Source organism: Streptomyces sp. NBC_00597 (genome assembly GCF_041431095.1).
Classification (GTDB): domain Bacteria; phylum Actinomycetota; class Actinomycetes; order Streptomycetales; family Streptomycetaceae; genus Streptomyces.
Genome location: NZ_CP107757.1, coordinates 1654004 through 1670731, shown reverse-complemented (window position 1 = coordinate 1670731; position 16728 = coordinate 1654004). Strand labels below are relative to the sequence as shown.

At 72.4% G+C, this 16728-nt stretch carries 14 protein-coding genes and 1 pseudogene; 11 read left to right on the top strand and 4 right to left on the bottom strand.

The features are described from left to right. Positions 1-153: 153 nt before the first annotated feature. Positions 154-1290 carry a permease gene (locus OG974_RS07140; RefSeq protein WP_328761669.1) on the top strand — a complete coding sequence of 379 codons (1137 nt, stop codon included), beginning with the start codon at positions 154-156 and terminating at the stop codon, positions 1288-1290. 158 nt (positions 1291-1448) lie between these two features. After that, a complete protein-coding gene (locus OG974_RS07135; protein WP_371645840.1) occupies positions 1449-3728 on the top strand; it encodes a helicase in 2280 nt (759 codons plus the stop codon). 31 nt (positions 3729-3759) lie between these two features. On the opposite strand, the gene OG974_RS07130 is transcribed toward OG974_RS07135, so the two are convergent. Continuing rightward, on the bottom strand, positions 3760-4719 hold the full coding sequence (locus OG974_RS07130) for a helix-turn-helix domain-containing protein (RefSeq protein WP_329312687.1): 960 nt from the start codon (positions 4717-4719) through the stop codon (positions 3760-3762). Between the two features lie 101 nt (positions 4720-4820). On the opposite strand from OG974_RS07130, the gene OG974_RS07125 reads away from it, so the two are divergent. The 4 genes from OG974_RS07125 (at position 4821) to OG974_RS07110 (ending at position 10157) form a co-directional block, all read left to right on the top strand. Next, complete coding sequence (locus OG974_RS07125; protein ID WP_327281790.1) at positions 4821-6299, top strand: MFS transporter; 1479 nt, start codon at positions 4821-4823, stop codon at positions 6297-6299. 204 nt (positions 6300-6503) lie between these two features. Continuing rightward, positions 6504-7826 (top strand): cytochrome P450, encoded by a 1323-nt coding sequence (locus OG974_RS07120; RefSeq protein WP_327281789.1) that lies wholly within the window; start codon positions 6504-6506, stop codon positions 7824-7826. A gap of 89 nt (positions 7827-7915) precedes the next feature. Continuing rightward, entirely contained in the window at positions 7916-8530 is a 615-nt protein-coding gene (locus OG974_RS07115; RefSeq protein ID WP_327281788.1) for a TetR/AcrR family transcriptional regulator, read from the top strand. Further along, complete coding sequence (locus OG974_RS07110; RefSeq protein ID WP_329312685.1) at positions 8514-10157, top strand: isovaleryl-CoA dehydrogenase; 1644 nt, start codon at positions 8514-8516, stop codon at positions 10155-10157. The genes OG974_RS07115 and OG974_RS07110 overlap by 17 nt, the downstream gene beginning before the upstream one ends. A 40-nt stretch (positions 10158-10197) precedes the next feature. Here OG974_RS07110 and OG974_RS07105 read toward each other — a convergent pair whose 3' ends face one another. Continuing rightward, entirely contained in the window at positions 10198-10722 is a 525-nt protein-coding gene (locus tag OG974_RS07105) for a DUF3995 domain-containing protein (RefSeq protein ID WP_371645837.1), read from the bottom strand. Positions 10723-10788: 66 nt separating this feature from the next. Between OG974_RS07105 and OG974_RS07100 the strand changes: the two genes are divergently transcribed. Next, a complete protein-coding gene (locus OG974_RS07100; RefSeq protein WP_327281785.1) occupies positions 10789-11376 on the top strand; it encodes a TetR/AcrR family transcriptional regulator in 588 nt (195 codons plus the stop codon). Positions 11377-11436: 60 nt separating this feature from the next. On the opposite strand, the gene OG974_RS07095 is transcribed toward OG974_RS07100, so the two are convergent. Next, the gene (locus OG974_RS07095; RefSeq protein ID WP_327281784.1) at positions 11437-12090 is read right to left on the bottom strand and encodes a DUF1326 domain-containing protein; all 654 of its coding nucleotides are present in this window, start codon (positions 12088-12090) and stop codon (positions 11437-11439) included. Positions 12091-12278: 188 nt separating this feature from the next. On the opposite strand from OG974_RS07095, the gene OG974_RS07090 reads away from it, so the two are divergent. The 3 genes and pseudogenes from OG974_RS07090 to OG974_RS07080 form a co-directional block, all read left to right on the top strand. After that, positions 12279-13103, top strand: a complete 825-nt coding sequence (locus tag OG974_RS07090) for a DUF2182 domain-containing protein (RefSeq protein ID WP_327281783.1) — start codon at positions 12279-12281, stop codon at positions 13101-13103. Positions 13104-13107: 4 nt separating this feature from the next. Beyond that, positions 13108-13863: a class I SAM-dependent methyltransferase gene (locus OG974_RS07085; protein ID WP_371645834.1), complete on the top strand. Its 756-nt coding sequence runs from the start codon at positions 13108-13110 to the stop codon at positions 13861-13863. A gap of 525 nt (positions 13864-14388) precedes the next feature. Beyond that, a pseudogene (locus OG974_RS07080) lies at positions 14389-14839 on the top strand (IS5 family transposase); the annotation flags it as partial. Between the two features lie 43 nt (positions 14840-14882). On the opposite strand, the gene OG974_RS07075 reads toward OG974_RS07080, so the two are convergent. Beyond that, the gene (locus OG974_RS07075) at positions 14883-15473 is read right to left on the bottom strand and encodes a TetR family transcriptional regulator (RefSeq protein WP_327281780.1); all 591 of its coding nucleotides are present in this window, start codon (positions 15471-15473) and stop codon (positions 14883-14885) included. Between the two features lie 100 nt (positions 15474-15573). Between OG974_RS07075 and OG974_RS07070 the strand changes: the two genes are divergently transcribed. Then, entirely contained in the window at positions 15574-16557 is a 984-nt protein-coding gene (locus tag OG974_RS07070; RefSeq protein WP_327281779.1) for an aldo/keto reductase, read from the top strand. The last annotated feature ends 171 nt before the right edge of the window (positions 16558-16728 follow it).

The following is a 16728-nucleotide window of genomic DNA, read 5'->3' as shown; positions in this document are numbered from 1 at the left end:
AGCTCTTGTACCCACCAAAGCAGTGCGCGGCGCCGGAAGCCTGACGGGTGAGCCGTCCGGGTGACCCGCGTCCGGCCCGCGCGTCGGCCGGCCCCGGCGCCGCGGCTCGGCCTAGGGTGGCGCCCCGCGGCCACGGAAGAAGGACTCAGGGGCATGCACGCGATCTTGCACGCACTGTCGATCACTGGTGCGATGACCTGGCAGATCACCTGGGCGCTGATCCTGGGGTTCGCCCTGTCCGCCGTCGTCCAGGCCGTGGTGCGGAAGTCCACCGTCGTCTCCCTGCTCGGTGACGACCGGCCCCGCACCCTCGCGATCGCCGCCGGTCTCGGCTCGGCGTCGTCCTCCTGTTCCTACGCCGCCGTCGCGCTGGCGCGGTCCCTGGTGCGCAAGGGTGCCGACTTCACCGCCGCGATGGCCTTCGAGATCGCGTCCACCAATCTGGTCATCGAGCTCGGGGTGATCCTGGCCCTGCTGCTGGGCTGGCAGTTCACCCTGGCGGAGTTCGTCGGCGGCCCGATCATGATCATCGTTCTGGCGGTGCTGTTCCGGCTGTTCCTGCGCGAGGGGCTGCTGCGCGAGGCGCGCGAGCAGGCCGGTCGCGGGCTGGCCGGATCGATGGAGGGGCACGCGGCGATGGACATGTCCGTGCGGCGCGAGGGCTCGTTCGCCGGGCGGCTGCTGTCCGGGGAGGGCTTCACCTCGACCGCGCACGTCTTCGCCATGGAGTGGGCCGCCATCCTGCGCGACCTCGTGATCGGCCTGCTCATCGCCGGAGCGATCGCCGCGTGGGTGCCGGACTCCTTCTGGCAGTCCTTCTTCTTCGAGGGTCACCCGCTCGCATCGAAGGTGTGGGGCCCGCTCATCGGCCCGCTGGTCGCGATCGCCTCGTTCGTCTGCTCCATCGGCAACGTGCCGCTGGCGGTGGTGCTCTGGAAGGGGGGCATCAGCTTCGGCGGGGTCGTCGCCTTCATCTTCGCCGACCTGCTGATCCTGCCGATCCTCAACATCTACCGGAAGTACTACGGTGCGCGAACGATGCTCTTCCTGCTCGGCACCTTCTATCCGGCCATGGTGGTCGCCGGCTACGTCGTGGAGTTCGGATTCGGGGCGCTGGGGCTCATTCCCGACCGCGCGGACGCGGAGATCCCGATGGAGGGGGTGAGCTGGGACTACACGACCTGGCTGAACATCGTGTTCCTGCTGCTCGCCGGAGCCCTGCTGTGGAGGTTCTTCCGCACCGGCGGAACGTCGATGCTCCGCATGATGGGTGGCGCTCCCACCCGCTGACGCGCGCCCGCCGACGCTCACGCGGCGGCACACAAAAAAGCACCCCGACCGAATTGACGGCCGGGGTATTCGTCTGCGTATATTTAATGTTTCACGCCTTGGTGAAAGCAGGGCGTGAAGAAGCTTTACGGGGACATCGTATCGGGTCGGGAGTGGAATTGTCAACCGTGGAATTCCGTAATGAACAGCAATTCATCGACGAGCTCTATGCCCGCCTCGACGACCTGCGTGACCAGGCCGAACACGCCGTACAACACGCGCTGGCCGACGCGGGGAGCGGGTTTCAGGCGCGGCTGGAGCGGGATGTGGTCGTCGCCGAGCAGACCGGCCTGCTTTCCGCACTGAACGCGGGCGAGACCGGTCTGTGTTTCGGCCGGCTTGAGTTCTCCGACGGGCAGGACCACCACATCGGCCGTATCGGAATCAGGCAGGACGACGCGGACCGCACCCCCCTGGTCCTCGACTGGCGGGCCGAGGTGGCGCGCCCGTTCTACCTCGCGACCGGGCACTTCCCCATGGGGCTGCGACGCCGCCGCCACATCACGACCCGCGGGCGCGAGGTCACGGCCCTGCACGACGAGATCCTCGATCTCGCCGACACCGAGCGCACGGGCCACGAGGGGGCCGACGCGGACGCCGTGCTGCTCGCCGCGCTCGACGCCGCCCGCACCGGCCGGATGCACGACATCGTGCAGACCATCCAGGCCGAACAGGACCGCATCATCCGCTCGCCCCACCGCGGCGTACTGGTGGTGGAGGGCGGTCCGGGCACCGGGAAGACGGCCGTCGCCCTGCACCGCGCCGCCTACCTGCTCTACGCCCACCGCGAGCTGCTCGCCAAGCGCGGCGTGCTGATCGTCGGACCCAACCCGGCCTTCCTCGGCTACATCGGCGAGGTGCTGCCCTCCCTCGGGGAGACCGGCGTGCTGCTCTCCACCCTCGGCGAGCTGTTCCCGGGCATCCGGGCGACCGGCACCGACCGCCCCGGCGCCGCGGCCGTGAAGGGCCGCGCCGAGATGGCCGAGGTCCTCGCGCGCGTCGTACGCGACCGGCAGGCACTGCCCGAGACCGTACCCGCGGGCAGCGGCGAGGACAGCGCCCGGCTCCCGGAGCCGGCCCTGGAGATCGACCACGACGACTACGGCACCCTGCTGCTGGACCGGACCATGGCGCACGAGGCCCGGGACCGGGCGCGCGCCACCGGACTGCCGCACAACCTGGCCCGCCCGTACTTCGCGTTCCACCTCATCGACGCCCTCACGCGGCAGCTCGCCGACCGGCTCGGAGCCGATCCGTACGGCGGCCCCAACCTGCTGGGCGCCGACGACGTCGCGCAGCTCGGCAAGGAGATCGCGACCAGTGCCGAGGTGCACTCCGCGATCGACAGCCTCTGGCCGCCCCTCACGCCCCGGCAGTTCATCGCCGACTTCCTCGCCGACCCCACGCACCTGCCCTCCGGCGAAGCCGATTTGATCCGACGCACCACGGACGACTGGACGCCGGCCGACGTCCCGCTGCTCGACGAGGCCGCCGAGCTGCTCGGGTTCGACGACAGTGCGCAGCGCGCCGCCGAGGAGCGGCAGCGGCAGGAGCGCATCGCGTACGCGCAGGGCGTCCTGGACCTGTCGCAGGGATCCGAGTCGTACGAATTCGAGGACATGGAGAACGAGTTCCTCGCCGCGCACGACGTCATCGACGCGGAACGCATGGCGGAGCGGCACGAGGAAGCCGACCACCGCAGTGCGGCCGAGCGGGCTGCCGCCGACCGCGCGTGGGCGTTCGGACACGTCATCGTGGACGAGGCGCAGGAACTGTCCGAGATGGCCTGGCGGTTGCTGATGCGGCGCTGCCCCACCCGTTCCATGACACTGGTGGGCGACCCGGCCCAAACCGGCGACGAGGCCGGCTGCGGATCGTGGGAGCGGATCCTGGACCCGTACGTCGGGGACCGTTTCGAGCTGGTCCGCCTCGGCGTCAACTACCGTACGCCCGCGGAGATCATGGACGTCGCGGCCGCCGTGCTCCGCGCCCGGCATCCCGGATTCGAGCCGCCGAGCTCGGTGCGGTCCACGGGGCAGCGGCCCTGGGTGCGGGCCACGGACGACCTCGCCCGTACCGTCGCGGACGCGGTGGGCAGCGCCGCCGGGACCGATGGGGGGCGGGGCGGCCGGCTGGCGGTGATCGCGCCGCGCCCGCTGCACGAGGCGCTGGCCGCCGGGCTGCCCGGCGTACGGGTGGGGGAGGAGCCGGACCTGACCCGGCCGGTCGTCCTGCTGGACCCGCGGCAGGCCAAGGGGCTGGAGTTCGACTCGGTGATCGTCGTGGAGCCCGCGGACCACGAACCGAGCGACCTGTACGTCGCCCTGACCCGGGCGACCCAGACCCTCGGCGTGGTGCACACGGGCCGGCTGCCGGAAGGGCTGGACGGGCAGCCGTAACCGCGGGGGAAGGATGGGCGGGAGGGGCGCGTCAGACGGCGGCGGGCGAGAGGCGCTCCACCCGCTCGCCGTCCACGTGCTGGCCGTCCACTCGCCCGCCGTCCACCGGCTCGCCGTCCACCCGCTCGTGCTCCGCGCGCACCGGGCGCGTGGCCAGGCGTTCCAACTGCTCCAGGCGGGCGCGGGTCTCCTCGTCGAGCGGCACCATCGTCAGCAGGCGCGGGCCCGCCGCCGGCCCGAGCCACAGGTTGGTGTGCTCCAGGTGCAGCAGACCGACGTGCGCGTTGCGGATGTACTTGGTCCGGCCGCCCTGGCCGACCACCTCGTGTCGTGCCCACACCTCCCGGAACTCCGCCGACTCCGCCTCCAGCCGCGCCAGCAGGGCCTTCCAGGCGGGTTCGGCGAGGTGCTCCGCCATGGCCGCCCGGAACTTGGCGGCGATGTTGCGGTTCACTTCGGCGACTTCGACGAGGGAGGCCCGCCAGTCCGCGTTGGTGAACGCCAGCCACAGGCAGTTGCGGTCCTCGGGCGGCAGTGCGTCCAGGTCGCACAGCAGCCGCCCGTACGTCGCGTTGTACGCGAGGATGTCGTAGCGGCTGTTCTGGATGCAGGCCGGGATCGGCCCGAGCTGGTCGAGCACCGCCTGCAGTGCCGGGGTCACGCTCGGGCACGGGGCGTGCGGGGTGGGATCGAGGCTGCCGGCCAGCGCGAACAGGTGGGTGCGCTCACTGGAGTCCAAGAGCAGGGCGCGCGCCAAGGCGTCCAGCACCTGCGGGGAGACCTGGATCTCCCGGGCCTGTTCCAGCCAGGTGTACCAGGTGACACCGACGGCGGAGAGCTGGGCGACCTCCTCGCGGCGCAGTCCCGGGGTGCGCCGGCGGCGGCCGCGCGGCAGCCCCACCTGCTCCGGTGTGATCCGCTCACGGCGGCTGCGCAGGAAATCGGCCAGCTCGTGCCGGCGTACGTCGCTGTCCGGGGCCACAGTGGTCATGGAACCAGGGTGCCCTACCGCTGATCCCGTTGCCAGGTAGTCCTTGTACCAGGATAAGAAGACTCTGGTACCAGGCTGGGAGTGGGGCGATCGTTTCCGGTGTGAGCGAAACAACGGTACGCACCACCCACCACTCCCCGTCGACCCCCGCCGGCCCGGTCCCCGCGCCGACCCCGTCCGCACCCGGCCCCCGGCACCCGGCGGCGATCGGCCCGCTCGGACTGTTCACCGTCCTGCTCGGTGCGGCCCTGCCCCTGATCGACTTCTTCATCGTCAATGTGGCGCTGCCCGCCATCGACACCGACCTCGGCGCCGGCCCCGCCACGCTGGAACTGATCGTCGGCGGCTACGGCGTCACGTACGCCGTCCTCCTCGTCCTCGGCGGGCGCCTCGGCGACATGGCCGGACGACGCCGGCTCTTCCTGATCGGCATGGCCGCCTTCGGCCTCACCTCGCTCTTCTGCGGCGTGGCCCCCACCGCCTGGACCCTGGTCGGGGCACGGGTGGCCCAGGGCGCCGCGGCCGCCCTGATGCTGCCGCAGGTGCTCGCCACCATCCAGGCGACCACCCAGGGGCCGCGCCGGGCCCGGGCGATGAGCCTGTACGGGGCCACCGCCGGACTGTCCATGGTCGCCGGGCAGATCCTGGGCGGCGTCCTGGTCGCCGCCGACGTGGCCGGCCTCGGCTGGCGCTCCGTGTTCCTGGTGAACGTGCCGGTGGTGCTCCTCGGGCTGGTGCTCGCCACCCGGGCCGTGCCGGAGACCCGCTCCGACCGGCCGGCCTCGGTCGACGTCCCGGGAACCCTCCTGCTCGCCCTGTCCCTGGTCTCCCTGCTGCTGCCGCTCACCGAGGGCCGGGCCGCCGGCTGGCCGCTGTGGACGTGGCTGTCGCTCGCGCTCTTCCCGTTCGCCGCCACCGCCTTCTATCTGACCGAGCGCCGCGCCGACCGGCTCGGACGCACCCCGCTGGTGCCGCCGAGCCTGCTGCGCCTCCAGTCGCTGCGGCAGGGCCTGGTCATGGTGGTGCCGTTCTCGATCGGCTTCAGCGGATTCATGTTCGTCATCGCGGTGGTGCTGCAACAGGGCCTGCGCATGGGCCCGGTGGCCGCTGGGCTCGCCCTCGTACCGATGGCGCTGGCCTTCTTCGCGGCCTCGCTCGCCGGGCCGCGGCTGGTCGGCCGGTTCGGCAGTCGGGTCGTCACCGCCGGCGGCGTCATCCAGGCCGTTGGCATCGCCCTGATCCTCCTCGCGGTCCTGCGCGGCTGGGCGGACCTCGGGCTCGCCGCACTCGCCCCCGGTGTGGCCGTCGCCGGTCTCGGCCAGGGCCTCCAACTGCCCGTGCTGATGCGGATGATGCTCTCGGACGTACCGGCCGATCGGGCCGGCGTGGGCGGCGGCGTCATGGTCACCACCCAGCAGTCCGCGCTCGCCCTCGGCGTCGCGACCCTGGGTAGCCTCTTCCTCGCCCTCGCCCCGGCGGTGGGCATGCGCGACGCACTCGCCGTCACGCTGCTGGTCCAGCTGGGCATGGTCGCCGTGACGGTACTGCTGAGCCTGCGCCTTCCGCGGGTCATGCGGTGAGCCCCGCACCGCGCCCCGGCGGGCCATGGCCCGCCGGGGCCCGCGGCGTTCGCCGACGGCCGCAGCCGGGCAGTCAGGTGGGGTGTCACGAGACGCTGTCGTTCCCGTACAGTCCGTGATGTCAATGCTCCACCGGGAGCCAGGGTCAGGACCGGGACCGGGGGCAGCGGTCGAACAGGAGAAGACCCGGACAGGAGAAGACCCGTGGCCACCGAAGCCGGCTTCGACCCCCGCCCGCACTCCGCCCCCACGAGCCGTCCGGTCCCCGAACTGGACGCGGCCCTCGTGGAGCGGTGGCGCTCCGACGGGGCCGAACTGGTCGACCTGTTGGCCCTGGTGCGCGAACGGCTCGGCGGCGTAGCGGCGTTCCGCCTCGGGCCGGGCCCCACGGTCCTGGTCACGGACCCCCGGGCCGTCCAGCACGTCCTGGCCCTGCACCCGGACCGGTACGTCAAGCGCTCCCACCGTGCCCGCCTACTGATCGGGGACGGCGTGCTCGCCGCCACCGGCGAGGCCTGGAAGAGCCAACGGCGGCTCCTGCAATCCCAGTTCACCGGTACCGGGATGCGCCGCTACGAGCAGCGGATCGCGGAGGCCGCCCGGGTCACCGCCGAGCGCTGGGCCGGGTACGCCCGTACCGGGCAGAGGTTCGACCTCGGGCTGGAGATGCGCCGCTTCGCCCTGGACACCATCTGGCGCTCCCTCACCGGACACCCCCTCGATGCCGCTACCGAGCACGAGCTGAACGCCGTCGCCACCGTGGTGGCCGCCCTGCCGACCCTCCCGGCCGATGCCGTGGACGCCCGGCAGGCCGTCGCCGACGACCTCGCCAGGATCGACGCCGTCGCCCACCTCGCCATCGAGGCCGCCCGCGGCGGCGCCGCGGGACCCGACGGCCCGGGCCTCCTGCACCTCCTGCTCGATGCGGCCGCCGAGCACCCCGAGTACACCGACAAGCTGATCCGCGACGAGCTGATCACGCTGCTCGTGGCCGGCCACGAGACCACCGCCACCACCCTGACCTGGCTCTACCTGCTGCTCGACCGCCACCCCGGGGCCCGCGGGGAAGCCCTTGCCGCGGGCCCGGCCGGTTCGGCCCAGCGCCGCCGGGCCGTCCAGGCCCTGGTCCACGAGACGCTCCGGCTCTACCCGTCCGCATGGATCCTGCCCCGCTACGCCGTCGAGGACGACGTCCTGGCCGGCCACGCCGTCGAAGCCGGCTCCGACGTGGTGGTCTGCCCGTACCTCACGCACCGCGACCCCGAACTGTGGCCGGAGCCCGAGCGGTTCGACCCCGGGCGGTTCACCGGGCCCGACGGCAGGCCGACCCGCCCCGGTGCCTACCTGCCCTTCGGCATCGGCCCCCGCGCCTGCCTCGGCCTCCAGTTCGCGCTGCGCGAGTCGACCGTCCTCCTCGAACACCTGCTGCCGGCCCACAGCCCGGTCCTGCACTCCGTGCCCGCGAAGGCCGCGTACAGCATCACCGTCCGCCCCGACGGCCCCGTCCCGGCGACCCTCACCACCTAGGCCGGACCCCGCTCACCAGACCCGGGCCGGTCCGGGTCCGGCCGGTCCAGGTCTGGCATGAAGCAGTGAATCGGTGCTTCAATCCTTCCATGCCCTACCGTCGTCCCCCCGCCGTACAGGCCCGCCTCGACGCCCGGCGCGACCAGGTGCTGGAAGCCGCCGTCCACCTGCTCTCCCGAGAGGGGTACGGCGGATGCTCGGTCGCCGCGATCGCGGCCGAAGCGCGCATCGCCACCGGCAGCGTCTACCAGTCGTTCTCCGGGAAGTCCGAGCTGGCCGCCGCCCTCTTCCGGACCCTGGTGGCCCGCGAGCTGGAGGCGGTGACCGCCGCGACGCAACGCCCGGGCGGCGCCGCCCAGCGGGTGGCCGCCGCCGTGGAGACCTTCGCGTACCGGGCGCTGCAAGCGCCGCGCCGCGCCTTCGCCCTGCTCGCGGAGCCGGCCGACCCAGCCGTCGACACCGAACGCCTCGTCTTCCGGAGGGCGTTCCGCGACGTGTACGCCGAACAGATCGCAGTCGGCGTGGCCACCGGGGAACTCCCGCCGCAGTCACCCGAGTTGACGGCCGCCGCACTCGTCGGCGCGATCGCAGAAGCGCTCGTCGGACCACTGGCGGACGGAGACGCGGCCCCCGGGGACGTCATCCCCGGCCTGATCACCTTCACCCTGCGTGCCCTTGGAGGACACGATGCCGCAGACGCATGAGGTCACCAACCAGGTGCCCCCGCACCACGGTTACGACGCGGCCGACGACCCGGCCCTGCTGGAGGCGGTCGCCCGCGAGGGCGCCGACTGGGCGGTACCCGAGATCCACCGCCTCGGCGTCCTCGCCGGTTCCGAGCGGGCCGCGGAGTGGGGCCGCGTCGTCAACGAGAACCCGCCGGTGCTGCGCACCCACGACCGCTACGGCCACCGGATCGACGAGGTGGAGTTCCACCCGTACTGGCACGAACTGATGGGCACCGCCGTCTCCCACGGGCTGCACGCCGCGCCCTGGGCGCAAGACCGGCCCGGCGCCCACGTCGCCCGGGCCGCGAAGTTCCTCGTCTGGGGCCAGGTCGAGGCGGGCCACTCCTGCCCCGTCTCCATGACGTACGCCGCGGTGCCCGCGCTGCGCGCGACCCCGGAACTCGCCGCCTGGCTGGAGCCGCTGCTCGCCTCCCGCACGTACGACTTCGGACTCCGCCGGCCCGACACCAAGCAGGGCCTGATCGCGGGCATGTCGATGACCGAGAAGCAGGGCGGCTCCGACGTACGCGCCAACACCACGACGGCCGTCCCGGCCCCGGACGGCAGCTACCGGCTGACCGGGCACAAGTGGTTCACCTCCGCGCCCATGTCGGACGTCTTCTTGACCCTCGCGCAGGCCCCGGGCGGACTGTCCTGCTTCCTGCTGCCGCGGGTGCTCCCGGACGGCAGCCGCAACCGTCTGCTGCTCCAGCGGCTCAAGGACAAGCTCGGAAACCGCTCCAACGCCTCCGCCGAGATCGAGTACGACGAGGCGTTCGGTTGGCTGGTGGGGGAGGAGGGCCGCGGCGTCGCGACCATCATCGAGATGGTCAACATGACCCGCCTCGACTGCGTGCTCGGCGGGGCGTCCGGCATGCGCCTCGGTGTCATACGCGCCGTCCACCACGCCACCCACCGGCGGGCGTTCGGCAAGGCGCTCGTCGACCAGCCCCTGATGCGCAACGTCCTCGCCGACCTCGCCCTCGAATCCGAGGCGGCGACGGCCGTGGCCCTGCGCCTCGCGGGCGCCACGGACCGCGTCGCCCGGGGAAGGCAGGACGAGGCGCTGTTGCGCCGGCTGGGGCTGGCCGTCACCAAGTACTGGGTCTGCAAGCGCGCCCCCGGGCATGCCGCGGAAGCCCTCGAATGCCTGGGCGGCAACGGCTACATCGAGGACTCCGGCATGCCCCGCCTCTACCGGGAGGCCCCGCTGTCATCGATCTGGGAGGGCTCCGGGAACGTCGCCGCCCTCGACTCGCTGCGGGCCATGGCCCGCCAACCCGAGACCGTCGAAGCCCTCTTCGAGGAAGTCGGGCGGGCGGCGGGCGCCGACCGGCACCTGGACGCGGCGGTGGCCGGACTGCACAAGCACCTGGCCGACCCCGCCGAGGCCGAGTACCGGGCCCGGCAGCTCACCGAGACGATGGCCCTGGTCTTCCAGGCATCGCTGCTGCTGCGCCATGCCCCGGGCGCGGTCGCCGAGGCCTTCTGCGCCTCCCGGCTGGGCGGCGAGCACGGAGGCGCGTACGGGACGCTGCCGACGGGGGTGGACACCGAGGCCATCCTGGAGCGGGCCCGGACCGCCGGGGAGAGCGCCGGCTGACCGACCGCGGCGTCGGCGCGCTCGGCTGCGGCGCACCCGGTCAGGCGCGGCGCCGCCGGGTGCGCAGGGCCACGTACCCCGTGAGCCCGCCGAGCGTGACGCACAGCGGCGAATAAAGCCGCAGGTCCCAGTGCCGGAACTCGGCCGGCTTGGAGCCCAGTTCGAGCCCGGAAGCCGCGAGGCCGCCGATGCCTCGTGCCGCGAGCACGCCGGACACCACCCAGAGTCCGGCCCGTACCGGCCGGAACCGGCCGATCCGGCTCGTCGGCCGGGCACCGGTCAGCACCATGCCCGCGGCGGCGCCCAGCAGGCCCGCCACGGCGAACGTCAGCGGCCCGGAAGGCAGTTGCGACTCGTCCACTCCGACCACCACGGACGCGAAGTCCGCCCGCGAGTCCAGCGGCCACGGCGAGAACACCCACACCACGTGCAGAGCCCCCGCAGAGAGCAGCCCCCCGCCCGCCGCCACCGCCGCGCCGCGCACCGCGGCGCCCACCGGCCCGGTGCGTACCTCCGCGACTCCGTTCCCCGCCGCCGCACCGAAAAGCCTGGTCATGGCGCTCATGCCGTCACCTCTCTCCCCAGTTCCATACACCACTGTATGGATGTTCCGTACAGTACTGTATGGAACATGGCCAAGGGGAGAGTGACCAAGGACGACTGGACGATGGCGGCGCTGCGGGCACTGGCCCGGGGCGGCCTCCCGGCGGTGGCGGTGGACGTCCTCGCCCGCGAACTCGCGGTGTCTCGCGGCAGTTTCTACTGGCACTTCGAGAACCGCGAAGCCCTGCTCGTGGCGGCCCTGGAGACGTGGGAGCGGCACGCCACCGCGGAGGTCATCACCGCCGTCAGGGCGGAGGGGGACCCGCGGGCGCGGGCGCGGATGCTGTTCGCCGTCGCGCTGGGTACCGAGGAGATCGCCGGGCTGGAACCCGCGCTGGTCGCGCACACCGCGCACCCGGCGGTCGCCGAGGTCGTCGCCCGGGTCACCCGGACCCGGCTCGACTTCCTGGCGGAGATCTTCGGCGGACTGGGCTTCGGGCCACAGGAGGCCCGCCACCGCGCCCTCGCCGGGTACGCCGCCTACCTGGGCTGGCTGGAACTGCGCCGGACCGCACCCGACACGGCCCCCGAGGCACTGTCGGACGGCCCGGGTGCGGAGGCTGCACTCGACCACTTCATCACGATGATCCTGACCCCTGCGCAGTCGCCCGCGTAGACCGCCGCCCGTGCGCCCGTGCCGTACCGCCGAGACACCAGTCCGCCGGACGCAGAGCTGTCACGGCCCGGACCAGTCGAAGGTGATGTGCTTGCTGGACTGGCCCTCCCGGCTCCACTGGAACCCGAAGGCATCGGCCCGGTCCGCCGTCGACCGGCCCCAGGTCGCGGTCTGGCCGGGCCCGGTCTCCGACCCCGGCAGGTTCGTCGACTGGACGCGCGCGCCCTCCGGCGTCGTGGGTCCGGTCAGGGCCTCCGCGCTCGCCTCGACCCGACCGGGAATCGAGGCCCGCCAGCTGGAGAGGTCGTCCGCGACCTCCACCTCGACGGGGGCGAAGTCCATGCCCCGCATCTCGGCGCCGAGCGCGGTCATCATCTCGACGGGCCAGCTGCCCGCCTGCCCACCGAAGATCATCTGGAGCGCCTCGCGCTGTGCGTCGTCGGCACTCTCGTCGAGGAACACCGCCGCGTACGCGTCCGAGTGCTCGGCTGTCCACAGGTTGCCGACGAAGGACGCGAGCATCAGCACGTTGAGGCCGTCGAGCGTCACGTCGCCGTAGCGGCCCTCGCGGATGTGCCAGACCAGGACGCCGTCGCAATCACCGAAGGTGGGCGGCTGCGCGAAGGAGCAGGGGCACGGCACATTGCACTTGCACGTATCGAACCAGTCCCCGACGACGTGCCACTTCGGAATCGTCGCTGTCGTCTCTGACATCTCGCCGCCTCCTCGTGACCCAGCACCGGACGGCGGTCTCTTGAGGTCGGCGAACCCCCGGGGAACAAGCATCACCGGCACACGCCCGGTCGCACGGGTCTCCTCCGCCATTCTCCCCCTCCACACCACGGCGTGTCATCCGCCCGCGTCACCATGTGCGCGAACGGCCGCTGTGCTGTGCTGGAGGGGTGCGTCTCGACCGGAAGGCCTTTCCACCGCCCCTGAGGCCGGCGAACCTGCTGTCGGTACGGGAGCTCGCGCTCGCCTGGCTGCTCATGGCGCTGCTGGCGCTGCTCGGCTGGGTCCTCGTCGTCGGCCAGGCCCGGGACATGGGCGTCGAGCCGGGGACCATGGGCATGGGCGTGCCACTGTTCCTGGCCTTCTGGCTGGTCATGATGATCGCCATGATGTTCCCGTCCGTGGCGCCGGTGGCCATCACCTGGGCACGGGCCATCGGCCGCCAGTCGACCGGAGTGGTCCGGGCGGCCCGGACCACCCAGTTCGTGGGCGGCTACCTGCTGGCCTGGACGGCGTTCGGCCTCCTCACGTACGGGATCCTCGCCGCGACCGGGGCCCTGGTGCAGGACCATCCCACGGCCGGCCGCTGGATCGGGGCCGGCGCCTTCCTGCTCGCCGGACTCCAGCAGCTCGGCCCGCTCAAGGACGTGTGCCTGCGCCACTGCCAGAGTCCGCTGGGCCAGCTCGTCCGCTACGCCGGCTTCCGCCCCCGCGCCCGTGACCTGCGGGTCGGCATGCACCACGGGCTGTACTGCGTCGGATGCTGTTGGGGACTGATGATCGTTCTCATTCCGCTCGGCGTCATGAACATCCTGGCGATGGCGGCGCTGGCCGTGGTGATCTTCGTGGAGAAGCTGTGGCGGCTGGGCCCCGTGTTCTCGAAGGCCGTCGGCGTCGCCTTCCTGGCCCTCGCCGTGCTGGCCCCGTTCCAGAGCTGGCTGCTGCCCGGCCTGGAGACCCCGCAATCAACCATGACGGACATGCTTCTAGGCTGAGACGATGGACCGATTAACCGACGTGCCCAAGAGTCTCGCCCAGGCGAACGACTACGACGGTTTCGCCGAGGCGTACGCGGCGGAGAACGAGAACAGCCTCGTGAACGCGTACTACGAGCGGCCCGCGATGCTAGCCCTCGCAGGAGACGTGGCCGGTCGCCGGATCCTGGACGCCGGCTGCGGCTCGGGCCCCCTGACCGCTGCACTACGAGACCGCGGTGCCGTCGTCACCGGCATCGACGTGAGCGCCGGGATGTTGGCGTTGGCCAGGCGGCGGCTCGGTGACGACGCGGACCTGCACGTGGTCGACCTGAGCGATCCCCTGCCGTTCGCCGACGATGCGTTCGACGACGTGGTCGCGTCGCTGGTGCTGCACTACCTGGAGGACTGGGGGCCGACCCTGGCCGAGTTGCGGCGAGTGCTCAGGCCCGGCGGTCGGCTGATCGCGTCGGTGGACCACCCCTTCGTGGCCTATACGATCCATGACCCTCGGCCCGACTACTTCGCGACCACCAGCTATGACTTCGACTGGACGTTCAACGGGCGGTCCGTCCCGATGAGGTTCTGGCGCAAGCCGTTGCACGCGATGACCGATGCCTTTACCACCGCCGGATTCCGCCTGTCCGTCATCAGCGAGCCGCAGCCCGACCCCGCCGCCCGTGAGCTGTTCCCCGACGACTTCGCTGACCTTTCGCGCAAGACCACCTTTCTGTTCTTCGTCGTCGAGATGCCGCCGTCGGCTGAGGACCCGCACGAGTAGCCAGTCGGCGGATCACGAGCGTGATCGCCGGAAACAGCGCCCAGCGCGAGAGGTCGGGCGGCCCGGCGGTTGCGGTGTCACGTCGGGCCGCTGCTCGGGGAGCCGCCGGACCACGGCAGAACGCTCGGTCAGCTGCTGACCCAGCAGTCGGCTCTCGGTGGTCGACTGGTGCAGGCCGCCGACGGGCGCTGCGACATCGGCCTCCGTACGGAGTGGGACCACGACCCCGCCCGGGCCGTGACGATCACCCCCCTGAACTGGCGGCGTCGCGTGGTCGGCCAGGGACCGACGTCGTCCCGTCCCGTCCCGGGCCCGGGGTGCGGGTCGTCCGGCGTGATCCGGAAGAGAGGCCTGTCCCTGTTATCAAAGTCCCGCCTGGCCCGCGGCGCCCGGCACCGCACCTCGCTGCGGTGTCGGGGAGCCCGAGTACGTCCAGTACTCGGGCTCCCCTCCGCCTCGCGATGCCCGGCGCCCGGGGCGCCCTCCCAGCGGCCAGCACACCGCTGCCATAGGGGGCTCGAAGAACGAGTTCTTGGACGTTCCCGCGGTGGGGCTGACCAGTAAGTTTCACCTTGCCCGCGACGGCCGCGGCCGGCCCCTGGCGTTCGTGCTGACCGCGGGCACCCGCAACGGCTGCACCCGGGCCGAGACCGTCATCGGCCTCATCCGTGTCGCCGTCGGCGGGCGGGACGACCTCGTGTGAGGCCCGAGCGGGTCTTCGCCGACAAGGGCTACTCGTCCCGGACCTGCCGCGCCTACCTCCGCAGGCGTGGGATCAAAGCGACCATCCCGGAGCGGGCCGACCAACTCGCGGGCCGATCCCGGCGCCGGGAACCGGCCTGCCGCTTCGACCGGGCCGTCTACCGGCGCCGCAACGTCGTCGAACGCTGCTTCCACCGCCCACAAGCAGTGGCGCGGCATCGCCACCCGCTACGACAAGTACCCCGCCCACTACCAGGCAGCGATCACCCTCGCCCAGCACCCTCGTCTGGCTCGACAAGTGATCGACAAAACGCTGCCTAGGCCGGATCCCGGCGCGGAGTCGTGGCGCGGCGTACGGCTTCCGTCACCGCCGCGCGGTGGCGGGCCTGGCGCCCGGGCTCCCAGCCGGTGCCCGACTCGCCCGCCGCAGGGCCGCCCACCGCGCCGAACCAGGCCTGGGCCAGGCCCGTCACCAAGGTGAGGACGTCGGCCGGATCCATCGAGGCGTCGACGTGGCCCGCCTTCTGCGCCTCCTCCACGGCCTCGATCTTGCCGCGGTAGGACGCCGCCACCACCGGGTCCGCGGCGCCGGGCCGTTCCAGCTGCTTCCACAGCATCAGCCGCATCAGGGACGGCTGTGCGACCAGGTGGTCGAAGACGGCGCCCGCGTAACCCGGCAGGTCCCCGGCGTTGAAGGGGACCGACTCCGCACCCGTCTCCAGCGCCCGCTGGAGCACGGCGTCGAAGAGCTGCTCCTTGTTGCCGTAGTAGACGTAGATGAGCCGTTTGTTCGCCTGCGCGGCCTCGGCGATGCGGTCGACGCGCGCGCCGGCGATGCCGTACGCGGCGAACTCGGAGAACGCCGCGTCGAGCAGGCGTGCCTTGGTCGCGCTGGAATCCCGTGCCATGGGCGAAGCCTAGCAAGTAACTATCTGGTTATTGACATGCGGCGCGCGTCGAGTGCATAGTCGAACTATCCAGTTAGTTACTTACTGAGGAGCACACGCCATGGAGATCCGCGCACTGGGTGGTCAGGGCCTTGAGGTCGGCGCCGAAGGCCTCGGCCTGATGGGCATGAGCGCCCACTACGGAGCCACCGACGAGACCGAGTCCCTCGCCACCATCGACCGCGCCCTGGAGCTGGGCGTCACCCTGCTCGACACGGCCGAGGGCTACGGCCCCTTCCTCAACGAGCAGCTCCTCGGCAAGGCCCTGACCGGCCGCCGGGACGCCGCCGTCGTCGCCACCAAGACGGGCGTCGAGTTCACCGACGAGGGCGCCCTCCGCGGCCACAACGCGACCCCCGAGTACATCCGCCGCTCGGCCGACCGCTCCCTGCGCCACCTCGGCACCGACCACATCGACCTCTACTACCTGCACCGCGTCGACCCCGACGTCCCGATCGAGGAGAGCGTCGGCGCCCTGGCCGAGCTCGTCGCCGCCGGCAAGGTCCGCCACATCGGCCTGTGCGAAGCCGCGCCCGCCACCATCGCCCGCGCGCACGCCGTGCACCCGCTCGCCGCCGTACAGACCGAATACAGCCTCTTCGAGCGCGGCATCGAGCACGACGGCGTCCTCGACACCCTGCGCGAGCTCGGCATCGGGCTCGTCGCGTACTCGCCGCTCGGCCGGGGCTTCCTGTCCGGCGCGATCACCACCCCGGACGATTTCGCCGCGGACGACTTCCGCCGTACGGACCCGCGCTTCCAGGGCGAGAACTTCGCCCGCAACCTGGCCGTCGTCGAGCAGGTGCGCCGCCTCGCCGCGGAGAAGGGCGTCACCCCCTCACAGCTGGCCCTGGCCTGGACGCTGCGCCGGGGTGCCGTGCCGATCCCGGGCACCAAGCGCCGCCGGTACCTGGAGGAGAACATCGCCGCCACCGCGGTGGCGATCACCGACGCCGACCTGGCCGCCATCGACGCGGTGGCCCCGCACGGAGTGGTCTCGGGCGACCGCTACGCCCCTGAGCTGATGACGTCCCTGAACGGCTGACGTCCGCGATCCCCGATCGTGCCGGGCCGCAACCGGTGGGGGAGGGGCGGGCGTCTTCGTCCGCGGCGGCGCAGAGCCGCGGGGAGACAGGGGGCGGGCCATGGAGCGCGGGCGCAAGAGCAGGGTGCTGCTCGTAGGGGTCGTGGCAGTCGCGGCGATGGGGGTCGCGGG